Below are 12283 nucleotides of genomic sequence, written 5' to 3' on the forward strand. Positions count from 1 at the left end.
ATTTCTACTTAGAATACACCTAATCTTACAGCAATATCTTCTGCTGCTTCAGCTTCTTCTAATTCAATTGTAGCAACTTTTTCTCCTCTAGGAGTGATGTGAGTGTTTACAGATAAAACTTTTGTTTCGTATAAATCTTGGAAAGCATCTTTGATTACTCTTTTATTTGCAGATCTACGAACTTCAAATGTGATTTTGTTTTCATCGTAAATTTGATTCATTGTTTTTTCTGATAATCGTGGTTTTATTATTACTGAATATGGATCCATAATAATCTAACTCCTATTTTGTTGGAATAAATCTGCGAGTTTTTCTACAGCAGATTTTGTGTATATTGTTAATCTTCCTGCGTGTGTTCCAGGTGCAAGTAATTCTGCGTTGATGTTATTTACTTCTACAACTTCAACTCCAGCATGGTTTCTTGCTCCTAAACTGATTCCACGGTCATTACCAACAACTACTAGAGGTCCTTTAGGTGTTCTGTATTTTCTTCCTCTTAGTTTTCCTTTACCAGATTTGATTTTTCTTCCTTTTTTAGCTCTTAAGATATCATCCATGATACCAAGATCTTTGAAGATTTCTCTGGTTTCTTTAGTTGTTTTTATTGTTTCTAATTCATCATCTACAACAAAAGGAACTTGTTCGAGATTTGCTACTGCATGACCTCTTTGTTCTACGATTTCTTTATTAGCTGTTGCTGCTATTGCAGATCTTATTGCTAATATTCTTTCTTTTTTGTTGATTTTTTCATGATAAATTGTATTTACTCGTGGAGGATGTGCTTTTCTACCACCAATTGCTTGTGGTACAAATGCTGCTTTTGATGATCCTTTTACACGAGGAACCATAGCTGCCCCTCTACCGGAACCAAATGATTCAGCTGTTGTTCTTTTACCTGCCATTGGGTTTGCTCCCCATGGTTGGATTCTTGCTGTTTGAGTTGAAATTACAGCTCTTTTAATTACATCTGGTCTGTATTCTTCTTCAAATATTTCTGGGAGCTCAATTTCCTCGGTGATGTCGCCTTTTAATGAATAAACGTTAACTTTTGCCATACTTATCACTTTCTATATTTAGACTCCCTGTTTTGAAGTTGTGCTTATGTAAGATATTTCTGGAGCTGTTGCATCTTTACTTGCATTTCTTACTCCTTTTCTTAAAACAACTAATCTTTTAGAAGGTCCTGGTAATGAACCTTTAACTAATATGTAATTGTTTTTTACAAATCCATATTTTACAAATCCACCATCTGGGTTGATTAAATCTACCTCAGATTCATCGCCTATTTTTAGGAGTTTTTTATTGTATTCTGTTCTTTTATGGTAACCCATTTGACCTTGCATTGCAACGGTCCACATTGTTCTGTTTGGAGTCCATGGTCCAATAGAACCAACGTGTCTTTCTATACCACTACGTGCTGCTTTACCATATTGGATTCTTACACCGAATCTTTTTACAGGTCCTTGAACTCCTTTTCCTTTGGTGGTTGCTATTGCATCTGCAAATTCTCCTGCGTCAAATACATCTTGTGGTGCAATTTCTTGTCCGAGGATGCTTATTGCGTAGTCGAGTTTGTCTTGTACAGTTTTTCCACCTACTCCGAATTCAAGTACTTCTGGTTTTTTCTTAGGCACACTGGTAAGTTTTGGTTTTGTGTGAACTAGAACTCTTATTTCATCGATTTCATCAATTCTACTTTTTAAGTCTTCTAGTTTTGATTCGATATCTTCGAATTTTGGAATTGATATTTTTCTTGATAATTCATCGTCTAAATTATCATTTGCGAGTACATCGGTTAAAGTTTTTAATCCGTATGTGGTTTTTGTGTAAGCTCTAATTCCCAACACTACTAAAGGTGGTGCCTCTAATATTGTAACTGGAACTGCAAGTTCCATGTTTTCTGTTGGAGAACCTTTCCTAGAGTCCAGAGCCGTCACGTGGGTCATACCCACCTTGTATCCTGCGAATGCTAGTAGCCCAGTCTCGTCTGCTTCTGGCCAGGTACTTACACGAGGTGTTTCTCTAGCCACTCTTTTACGAGGACTGAATGCAACCGATCCTTTTCTTGGTTGGTGATGTCTAGTCATGTTTTTTTCTCCTTAGATTTTATAATTTTTATTTATTTTGTTTTAATATGTGTTATTTACATGTTTAAGTAACAAAGTATCTTGCTAAAGTAATATGTTAAGTATTGATAAGGTACTAGCTAATGCTTCCTCAGTCCTAACTGTTTCAGTACCTTGTCTAGGAACTGTGTTTAATACATAATCAAGTTTGCGTTCATTTATCATGCTGTTTATTCCAGAGTAGGGTCCTCCAAATAAAATAGCTACATGATTTGCTTGCGTAATGCTGGTTTGAACCTCGTCGAGAATAGAATTAATGTTAGGAGCATATTTTGATGTTCCAATAACCAAGTCTGGTTTATTTTTCATCATGGTTATGCTTTCATAGAGGTTACTGTCACTAGTAATTGTCTTATATCCCCAATAAACATCATCTGGTTCATCAGGTTCTACTAAAATTTCTTTACCAAATTTTTCTATACGAAAACTTAGTACTTTGTTGACACTTAGTTTTTCCTTGCATAAAGCAGGTTGGCCTACACCAATATCGACCATTGTGCCTTTTCGGACACGTTTTGTTGTCAATCCTTGTCTGAAGTCGCCAACTTGGGCTTCATCAGTTGCTGGATGATGTGGTGTTCTAAGTGGTGGAAGTATTCCTACATTTTTCAGCTCCGGTGTAATCGGAAATACTTGTTTTCTCAAGTATTGAGGTGTATCCATGTAGTCTAGGATAGTTTTCATATAGAGAGCATCATCTCTACTACCTCCATCTGAATTATCATTGTAAATAACTATGTTATTAGCCCTAAATAGAGCAGCATATCTTCCTATTAGTCCAACTTTATATGTTCTAATTTTTGAATCACGGGATTCAGCTAAATAACTATTTGGTATAAATATTGATAATTTTTCCATAATAGAAATTTATGTTTCTTAAAATATATTAAAGTTTTAAGGAAGTATTTCATCAGTTGGAATACTATATTATATTTTACTTCTTAACTATATATAAACTTACCTATTAGATAGGCTATAAAAAGTCTGATAAATTGATTGGTGGTTAAACATTTTTGGATAATTGATTAATTCATAAACACTACTTTTATTACAAAATATATGACAAATACATAATTGTAATGATTATTATAGTAGAATTAATTATCCATTACTAATATTTTCTATACATCCCCTGGAATAAAAATATATGGGGGAAAATAAAAATATTTATTTTCTATTTTCTTGTTCTTGTTTGATTTGTTGCATGTATGTATTTACACCCATTGAAATTGCTGCTATCTTCTTATTTGGAAGAAATGTTGCATGTAATTTTGAAATTCTTTCTTCTTCTTCTTTAACAACTCTTTCAACTTCTGTTAATAAGTCACGACTATTTTCTTCAATGAATGCTGTGTGAAGATTTGCTTGTTTGAAGTTTTCATTTTTCATTAATGCTTTATGGAATGGTATTGTTGTTTTTACCCCTACTACTATGTATTCATTTAGAGCTCTTGCCATTCTTGCTATTGCTTCATCACGATTATTTCCATGTACAATAAGTTTTGCAATCATTGAGTCATATATTGAAGGTATAGTATAACCAGAGTATACTCCACTATCTATTCTTACTCCTATTCCTCCAGGTGATCTATATCCTAGGATTTTACCAGGGTTTGGTGTGAATTCATTTAATGGATTTTCAGCATTTATACGACATTCTATTGCATGTCCATTTACATGTACATCATCTTGATTATATTGTAGTTTTTCTCCACTTGCTACTCTTATTTGTTCTTTTACAAGGTCAATTCCGGTTATTGCCTCTGTAATTGGATGTTCTACTTGTATTCTTGTATTCATTTCTAAGAAGTAGTATTCACCATTAGAGTACATGAATTCTACTGTTCCAGCACTATTATAGTCTACACTTTTTGCTGCTTTTATTGCAGATTCTCCCATTCTTTCTCTGAGTTCCTCTGTCATTATTGGTGATGGTGCTTCTTCTATGAGTTTTTGATGTCTTCTTTGTATTGAGCATTCACGGTCACATACATGTATTGTGTTTCCATGTCCATCTGCTAGTACTTGGAATTCTATGTGTCTTGGTCTTTCAATATATTTCTCAATATATACTGTTCCATCTCCAAATGTTGCTTTTGCAAGATTTTGTGTGGATTCTATTGCACGAGCTAGTTCATCTTCTTCATAAACTACTCTCATTCCTATTCCTCCACCACCAGCAGATGATTTGATTATTACTGGAAATCCTATTTCTTTTGCACGTTTTTTTGCTACTTCCACATCATTGATTCCTTCTTTATCCCCTGGTACTGTTGGAACTCCTTTTTTAATCATGAGTTGTTTGGATGTTATTTTATCTCCCATTGCTTTTATTGCATTTTCTCTTGGACCAATGAGTGTTATTCCATTTTCATCACATCTTTGTCCAAGTACAGGGTTTTCTGATAAGAACCCATATCCAGGGTGAATTGCATCTACTCCTTTGTCTACTGCAATATCCATTATTTTATCTATATCTAGGTATGATTGTGCTAGAATATCAGAGTTTAATGATACTGCTTCATCAGCATATTTTGTAAATAATGCTTTTTCATCTGTTTTTGAGTGTATTGCCACAGTATCTATATCTAATTCTTTACATGCTCTGACTACTCTGATTGCTATTTCTCCACGATTTGCAATTAATACTTTGTCAAACATTGTTTTTCGTTTCCCCCTCTAATGTTTTAATGCTTTTTTAAGAGAATTTCTTATTAATCTATATTATAATTTTTTTTACATTATTCTAGATTCTATGTATTATTTTTAGTTAATATGTAATATACAATTTACTAAAATTGCAATAATTTATATAAAACTTGCATGTATGTGAAATTCATAAAAATAGGTAGCAAAAATACATCATAAAAACAGAAATCTACTGATTTAAAAAAAAAATATTTATAACTACAAAACATACATAGATACTAACCTAAATATTACCCACAATGTAATATTAATATAATTTAATTTAGATTATAAACCCAAAAAAAGTAGAATAATATTAATAGGTATTAAAATGATAAGAAAAGATATTTTAAAAAATATAGAAGATGAATATGTTACAGAATCTGAATTATTAAAAAAATTAGATATTACACATGAAAAACTAAAACAAAATATTAAAAATCTTAAAGAAACAGGATACACCATAAAATTTGATGAAGAAAAAGGATACAAACTCCATGAAACACCAGATACCATACAACCATTTGAAATATCAAGGGGCCTTGGAACAAAATACATAGGACACAACATCCACCTATATGAAGAAGTAAAATCAACAAATGACACTGCAAAGAAATTCGTTGATGGTGGAGCAAAAAATGGTACAATCATAGTAGCAGAAAGACAAACTGCTGGAAGAACACGAAAACATGATCAATGGATATCACCAGAAGGCGGAATCTACATGACCATGATACTAAGACCAGACATTGCACTAACAGAAGCCCCAAAACTTACCATAGTAACAGGAGTAGCAATAGCAAAAACACTACATGATGAATTCAATATAGATGTGGGAATAAAATGGCCAAATGATATACTTATAGATAATAAGAAAATCTGTGGAATACTAACAGAAGCAGTAGCAGACTATGATAAACTAGAAGCAGTACTTGTTGGAGTAGGAATAGATGTGAATATCAAAGAAGAAGATATTCCAAAAGAAATTAAAAACGTGGCAACAACAGTTAAAAAAGAATCAGATGAACCAATCAACAGGGCAGATATTATTAGAACATTCTTCCAAATATTTGAAGAATTATATGAAGAATTTGTAGATGGAAACTTCAAATACATAGTATCAGAGTGGAGAAGACTATCCTCAACAACAGGTAACCGTGTGAAAGTATACAAACATGGAAAAGCAATATATGGTGATGCAGTAGGTATTACTAATAAAGGTGCTCTTATCGTAGAATTAGATGATGGATCACTTGAAAAAATCATATCTGGAGAACTAATAATTCTTGATGATTAAAAAACTAGAAATCAATTTTTCATCTCCCCATTTTTTACTTTTCTTTTAAACACATTTTTCAAGATAAATTTTTTTTGTATAACTAATGCTTACTTATAAAAAAATGGATTATTTATGAAAAAAAGGAATTATTTAAGAAAATAGATTAAACTATCTTCCATGTTACATTATAATTTATTCATAGAGAACTGCTTCAATATTATTCTCTTTTATAACACTAACTGTTTTATCAAATACATCAACAATAGCTCTTACCATATCATCCATGCTAAGTTTATCAGCATCTTTTGCAGACCAGTCAATACGTACTGTTTTTGATGCTCCAGGCATTCCCACAGCAGGTATTGTTACAATATTATAATTATCAATTAAAAGCATTGAATAAACTGTTGCAATAACATCAGCATCAATATCTGTTTTCACACCTCTTTTTTCAACTTCTCTTTTTATTTCATCTTCTTTGAACATGAAACCGGTAGGTGTTGTTAATGGATTAAGGTTTTCATCAACGAGTTTTTGATATAATTCATCTTTTTGTTTGAATGCTTCTTTAATTCTTTCTGGTGAATACTTTTCAAGTCCTTTAATCATACCAACAACTAATGGTGGTTGTGCTTCAAGACCATACTGGTTAACAGTTAATTTTATTCTATCAATTAACTCACTACTTCCAGCCATAAGACCACCACGTGGACCTTCCATTAGTTTATCAGTACTTGTTACAGATAAATCTGCTCCCATATCTATTGCTGTTGGCTGATTATATACTGCTCTTCTAATTCTTGCACCTGATGCATCATCAACAAATACTACAATATCCTTTTCTTTTGCCATGTCTATAACTTGTCTGAAATCATCTTCACTAATTACTTCTAAATCCATTGTAGTTCCTGTTATTACAACAAGTGATGTGTTATCATCTATTTTAAAATCATCAAGATTAGTGTATTCAACATAGTCTGCTCCAACAAGACTTGCTGTACGTGGTATAGATGGATGTCCTGGCTCTTTTGCAAGGTAATGTACAATTTTAGTTCCAGGCTTTACTAGTGTTATAATTGTTGCAGCAATACCACTAGTTGTACGATTAAGTGGTAAAACCTTCTGACCACCCATATGTGCTACTCCAAGCTCCTGAATCCTATCTTCAAAAACTGCAGGACCTGCATAAGTTTCAAGTAATGATATATCCTCTGGTGTCACATCAAATCCACCAGCAAGACCCGTGAGATCTATTAAACTATCAATACCATCATTTCTCACCTTACTATTAATTATTCTCAAACCTTTTTCTCGTCTTTTTACTTCATCTAATGTTATTGACATCTACAAATTCATCTCCAATAAAATTATATAAATAAGTATAAAAAATTCTTATTTTAATTTTTCTAAAATTTTTTTTTATTCAGTTAAAATATTTGTAAATAACAAGGTATAAAATTTAATATTGTAAATTCCAAAAAAAATAGGTAGAGTCTCTCAAAAAATAGTTTTCTTAAAAATTTAGGTAACACTATTATTAAATTAAATAATTTAATATTATGTAATTAAATTAAAAAAAAAGAATTACTTTATACATTTAGTTATAGATTTATGTGTAAAAAAAAAATATGTTATGAATTGGTGGTTATAATAAAAAAAAATAATACTATTCTACATTAACATTAAAGAAGTCACCAAATAATTCAAGTACAAGTTCTAGTTGTTCATCAGTAAAGGTTATAATAGTAACATCACCATCTTCTTTGACAAAGTACTCTGCATTAAGAAGTTCTCCTTTATCATTCATGTAGACATATACACCATCTTCAACTCCTTCTTCTGAATCATTAAGATATACTTCAAACTTAACTATTGTTTCAATAGATTTAATACCTTCAAATCCAAAATCAGGATTAGTTTTCTTATCTTGTAAAGCATTGTTAAGCTCAACCATTCTTTTTCCAAGTCTATCAACATTATCAGTCATAAAATAAAAACCCCTATTATAATCTTTATAAATTATTAATTAATCTATTCTTTATTGTACTTAAATATTATTTAAATATAAATAGGGGAAATAATAAGTATATTAAAATAATATGATACATATAGCATAATATATTATGAAATATTTATTCATGAAAAGGTGGACAACACTTAAAAAAGATATTTAGAAATATTCATGAATAAAAAAAAATTTCATCTCTAGGAGGTAGATACTTGAGCGATAAAAGCAAAGAATCTAAGTTAGCCTCAGGAAGTATAATCATACTTCTAGGTTCAATAATACTTAGACTTGGTGGATTTATTTATCGATCTATATTAAGTAGACTTTTAACAACAACAGGATATGGAATAGTAGGACTAACACTACCCTTCCAGAATGCATTAATAACCGCGGCAAGTGGAGGAGTACCACCAGCTATAGCAAAATATGTATCACAATACAAGGCTGTAGATGACAAACAAATGGTACAACAAGTTATAAGAACAGCTATGAAGCTCATGATATTCATGGCAGTACTTGCAGCAATAATAATGTATATAATATCAGAACCTGTTGCAATAGGTATGTGGAACAAACCAGAAGCACTACTACCTCTAAGACTAGTAGCAGTTATAGTACCATTTAGTGTAATAGTAGGAGCACTACGAGGAGTATTTCAGGGATTCTATAAGATGACACACATCTTCTATTCCAAGTTTCTAGAACAAATATTTACACTAATCTTTGCATCAGCACTTGTACTAATTGGATGGTATGCAGCTGGTGCAGTAGTAGGTACAGCTCTTGGATTTTTAATGGCTCTTCTTGGTTCATACTACCTGTATAAGAAAGATATAAAAGACCCATACCTTAACAGTGAATTTCATGCACTGCCAGCACGGGAAGAATTTAAAGTACTTATAAAGTTATTTAAATTTGCAATACCTGTTGTAATATCAGGAATAGCAGAAATATTCATATATGATACTGGAACCTTCTTTATAGGAATGTTTTTACCAACACTATTTGCTGGATTCTATACAAATGCTAGTGCAATAGCAAGAATACCATTAATAATAGCAAACTCAGTATCTACATCAGTACTACCTGCTACAAGTGAAGCAGACAGCTTAAATGATAAGAAATTACTGAAGATGTATATACATCAATCATATCGTTACACAACACTTACAACACTACCAGTATCTGCCTTTATCATGGTATATGCTACACCAATAATGGCACTACTTTTCGGTGATAATTATATTGGAGGAGCAGGAGCATTATCCTTACTTGTTACTGGAATGTTTTTCTTCTCAGTATACTTAATTGCAAGTAGTATGTGTCAAGGACTTGGAAAACCACAATTTCCCATGTATGCATTAATTGCTGGATCTGTTGTAAATATTGTATTTAGTTTCATACTCATACCAATATATAGTATTGAGGGTGCTGCAATAGCAACAACAATAGCTACACTTACATTAATGGTTTTAACTATTGTTAAATTAACACAGCTTTCTGGAGTACATGTACCATACAGGGATGTTGTGAAAATATTTATTGCATCAATAGTTATGATTATTGTAATGTATCTTGTTCCAAAAACAATACTTGGAATGATAATTGGTGGAATTATAGGTTCTATAATATATCTAGCTGTAGTACTAGTACTTAAAGCTATTAAAAAGGAAGATGTTGTATTTATTGAACATATTGTAAATAAGATGGGACCTCTTAAGAAGTACTTAGATGTTCTTGTGAAATTTATTTATAATCATGCAGCATAACTTACAAAAACATAACCCCCCACAGTTTAACCTTCTTTAATGTAGAGTTATATTATTGAAGAAATACTAGTTTTATTTTAAAGAATATGATTTAAGAATTAACTAATTTTATATTTTTTTAAATGTTTTAGAAAAATAATAAATTTTATATAAATAAGTAAGGGAGGTTAAGAGAGATAAAAAATCTATAATTTGATTTTTATATCTAATGCACTGCATCCTTCTTCATATACAAATACAGGGTTTATATCTAACTCTTTGATTTCAGGGAAATCAAGTGTTAATTTAGTGACACGTTTTAATGTATCTTTCACAGCTTCAATATCACTTGGATTTTCTCCACGATATCCTTTAAGTAATTTACTTATTTTTGTACTGTCTATTTGATCATCAATTACTTCATCACTAATTCCAGAACCTAACTTGAAGCATACATCATTAATTAAGTTCACATAGATTCCACCCATACCAAATCCTATGATAGGACCAAATTGTGGATCACGTAGCATACCTATTAATATTTCATGTCCATTAGGCATCATTTTTTGTACTTCTACACCATCAGGTACTACATCAGGGTGTGCTTCTTTAGCACTAGCCATGATTTTCTCAAATGTAGTTTCTGCTTCTTCTTTTGATGAAATATTTACTACTACTCCACCAATATCTGTTTTGTGTAAGATTTTATCTGATGCAATTTTAAGTACAACAGGGAATCCCATTTTTTCAGCTGCTTCTCCTGCTTCTTCTTTGTTAGTTGCAAGAACTATTGGTGCTGCTGATATTCCATATGCTTCTGCTACTTGGTATGCTTCACTACCTAGTAATGCATCTCTTCCTTTTGCTTTAGCATCTTCAAGTACTTGTAATGCTTTTTCTTTGTCAACATCTGTTATTTTTTCAACACAAGATTCTTGGTCTTCTTCTTTGATTGTTGAATATCTTTCTAGTGCTTGAAGTGCTGTTACTGCTGTTTCTGGGAAGATGAATGTTGAAATACCATTGTCTCTGAGTACTTTGTTTTCTTCTTCAAAGCTTGGTCCACCCATGTTTACTACGAATAATGGTTTATCTGATTTTTCTTTTGCTTTTACAATTGCTTCTCCTACTTCTTTTGGTTGGTAGGATGCTGTTGGACATGCCATGATTATTACACTGTCAATATCTTCTTCAGCTAGTACAATATCTAGTGTGTTTTCATATCTGTCTGGTGATGCGTCTCCTAATACATCTATTGGGTTACGTACACTACCTTCTTCTGGGATAACTTCTTTAAGTTTGTCCATGGTTTCTTCAGATAGTTGTGCTAATTCAAGACCTACATCTTCAATTTTATCTGCGGTGAGTACTCCTCCTCCACCTGCATTTGTAACTACTGCTATTTTTTTACCACGTGGTAGTTCTGATTTGGAGAATGCTAATCCGAAATCAAATAAGTCTTGCATGGAGTGTGCTCTCATTACTCCACAGTTTTCAAATGCTGCATCGAATGCTGAATCATTTCCTGCTAATGCTCCTGTGTGTGAGGATACTGCTTGTGCTCCTGCTTGACTGGAACCTGATTTTATGAGTACTACTGGTTTTTTCTTGGTTACTCTTCTCATTACTTCAAGGAATCTTTCTCCATCGCTTATTCCTTCAAGATATCCGAGTATTACGTCTGTTTTTGGGTCATCAGCTAATTCTTCTATTACGTCAATTTCGGATACATCTACTTTGTTTCCTAAACTTACTACTTTACTGAAACCTATTCCTTCAGAGATACTCCAGTCAATAATTGCTACTGTCATTGCTCCACTTTGGGATACAAATGCTATGTTTCCTTGTTTTGGCATCATTTGTGAAAATGATGCATTCATTGGTGTGTGGGTATCTAGGCTTCCTAGACAGTTAGGACCTTGAATGTTCATATCGTATTTTTTAGCAATTTCTGCCATTTCTTCTTCAAGTTTTGCTCCTTCTCCACCTATTTCTTTGAAACCAGCGGTAATTGCAATGATGTTTTTAATTCCTTTTTGTCCACATTCTTCGAGTGTTGCGTTCATGAATTTTGCAGGTATTGACATTACTGCTAGGTCAATGTCTCCTGGAACATCGCTTACTGATTTATATGCTGGTAAGCCGAGTAATTCTCCGTCTGCTTTTGTGTTAATTGGGTATATGTCACCTTTAAATCCACATTCTTTGAGGTTTTCTGTGACTATATAACCTATTTTTCCTTCTTGACTTGATGCACCGATTACGGCTATAGATTTTGGATTGAATAATCCAGTAAGATCTTTCATATTACTTACTCCAATAAATTAATTTTTTTTACTAAAAATATGGAAGATAATCTTCAGGACAAATTTCAAAAAGTATATTCATTCCTGATTTATCTTCTTCAAAAAAATATTTATTCATGAATTATCAT

Annotated in this window: 10 protein-coding genes; 2 read left to right on the forward strand and 8 right to left on the reverse strand. The window is 32.0% G+C overall.

From position 1 onward, the window contains the following. Nucleotides 1–8: 8 nt before the first annotated feature. From NL43_RS06370 to NL43_RS06390, 5 genes are all read right to left on the reverse strand, one after another. Complete coding sequence (locus NL43_RS06370; protein WP_069593221.1) at nucleotides 9–269, reverse strand: 50S ribosomal protein L23; 261 nt, start codon at nucleotides 267–269, stop codon at nucleotides 9–11. A 6-nt stretch (nucleotides 270–275) separates the two neighbouring features. Then, a complete protein-coding gene (rpl4p, locus tag NL43_RS06375) occupies nucleotides 276–1055 on the reverse strand; it encodes a 50S ribosomal protein L4 (RefSeq protein WP_069593222.1) in 780 nt (259 codons plus the stop codon). An 18-nt stretch (nucleotides 1056–1073) separates the two neighbouring features. After that, entirely contained in the window at nucleotides 1074–2087 is a 1014-nt protein-coding gene (gene rpl3p / locus NL43_RS06380) for a 50S ribosomal protein L3 (RefSeq protein WP_069593223.1), read from the reverse strand. An 84-nt stretch (nucleotides 2088–2171) separates the two neighbouring features. After that, nucleotides 2172–2984 carry a putative RNA uridine N3 methyltransferase gene (locus NL43_RS06385; RefSeq protein WP_069593224.1) on the reverse strand — a complete coding sequence of 271 codons (813 nt, stop codon included), beginning with the start codon at nucleotides 2982–2984 and terminating at the stop codon, nucleotides 2172–2174. 309 nt (nucleotides 2985–3293) lie between these two features. Then, nucleotides 3294–4787 (reverse strand): acetyl-CoA carboxylase biotin carboxylase subunit, encoded by a 1494-nt coding sequence (locus NL43_RS06390; protein ID WP_069593225.1) that lies wholly within the window; start codon nucleotides 4785–4787, stop codon nucleotides 3294–3296. Nucleotides 4788–5145: 358 nt separating this feature from the next. Here NL43_RS06390 and NL43_RS06395 point away from each other — a divergent pair, with 358 nt between their 5' ends. Continuing rightward, nucleotides 5146–6111: a biotin--[acetyl-CoA-carboxylase] ligase gene (locus NL43_RS06395; RefSeq protein ID WP_069593226.1), complete on the forward strand. Its 966-nt coding sequence runs from the start codon at nucleotides 5146–5148 to the stop codon at nucleotides 6109–6111. Nucleotides 6112–6285: 174 nt separating this feature from the next. Here the strand turns inward: NL43_RS06395 and NL43_RS06400 are convergent, their stop codons facing one another. Both NL43_RS06400 and NL43_RS06405 read right to left on the reverse strand, forming a co-directional pair. After that, complete coding sequence (locus NL43_RS06400; RefSeq protein ID WP_069593227.1) at nucleotides 6286–7437, reverse strand: TIGR03576 family pyridoxal phosphate-dependent enzyme; 1152 nt, start codon at nucleotides 7435–7437, stop codon at nucleotides 6286–6288. A 322-nt stretch (nucleotides 7438–7759) separates the two neighbouring features. Next, nucleotides 7760–8080: a hypothetical protein gene (locus tag NL43_RS06405; protein WP_069593228.1), complete on the reverse strand. Its 321-nt coding sequence runs from the start codon at nucleotides 8078–8080 to the stop codon at nucleotides 7760–7762. A 233-nt stretch (nucleotides 8081–8313) separates the two neighbouring features. Between NL43_RS06405 and NL43_RS06410 the strand changes: the two genes are divergently transcribed. Beyond that, nucleotides 8314–9870, forward strand: coding sequence for a flippase (locus NL43_RS06410; protein ID WP_069593229.1), 1557 nt, complete (start codon nucleotides 8314–8316; stop codon nucleotides 9868–9870). Nucleotides 9871–10055: 185 nt separating this feature from the next. Here the strand turns inward: NL43_RS06410 and acs are convergent, their stop codons facing one another. Further along, nucleotides 10056–12155, reverse strand: coding sequence for an acetate--CoA ligase alpha subunit (acs, locus tag NL43_RS06415; RefSeq protein ID WP_069593230.1), 2100 nt, complete (start codon nucleotides 12153–12155; stop codon nucleotides 10056–10058). Between the last annotated feature and the right edge of the window lie 128 nt (nucleotides 12156–12283).

The organism is Methanosphaera sp. WGK6 (genome assembly GCF_001729965.1).
Classification (GTDB): Archaea; Methanobacteriota; Methanobacteria; order Methanobacteriales; family Methanobacteriaceae; genus Methanosphaera.

Bases quoted from the DNA above. Each gene is read 5' to 3' on its own strand.
- NL43_RS06385 (WP_069593224.1), bottom strand. From the start codon at position 2,984: ATGGAAAAATTATCAATATTTATACCAAATAGTTATTTAGCTGAATCC.
- NL43_RS06395 (WP_069593226.1), top strand. From the start codon at position 5,146: ATGATAAGAAAAGATATTTTAAAAAATATAGAAGATGAATATGTTACA.
- NL43_RS06370 (WP_069593221.1), bottom strand. From the start codon at position 269: ATGGATCCATATTCAGTAATAATAAAACCACGATTATCAGAAAAAACA.
- NL43_RS06390 (WP_069593225.1), bottom strand. From the start codon at position 4,787: ATGTTTGACAAAGTATTAATTGCAAATCGTGGAGAAATAGCAATCAGA.
- NL43_RS06405 (WP_069593228.1), bottom strand. From the start codon at position 8,080: ATGACTGATAATGTTGATAGACTTGGAAAAAGAATGGTTGAGCTTAAC.
- NL43_RS06400 (WP_069593227.1), bottom strand. From the start codon at position 7,437: ATGTCAATAACATTAGATGAAGTAAAAAGACGAGAAAAAGGTTTGAGA.
- acs (WP_069593230.1), bottom strand. From the start codon at position 12,155: ATGAAAGATCTTACTGGATTATTCAATCCAAAATCTATAGCCGTAATC.
- rpl4p (WP_069593222.1), bottom strand. From the start codon at position 1,055: ATGGCAAAAGTTAACGTTTATTCATTAAAAGGCGACATCACCGAGGAA.
- rpl3p (WP_069593223.1), bottom strand. From the start codon at position 2,087: ATGACTAGACATCACCAACCAAGAAAAGGATCGGTTGCATTCAGTCCT.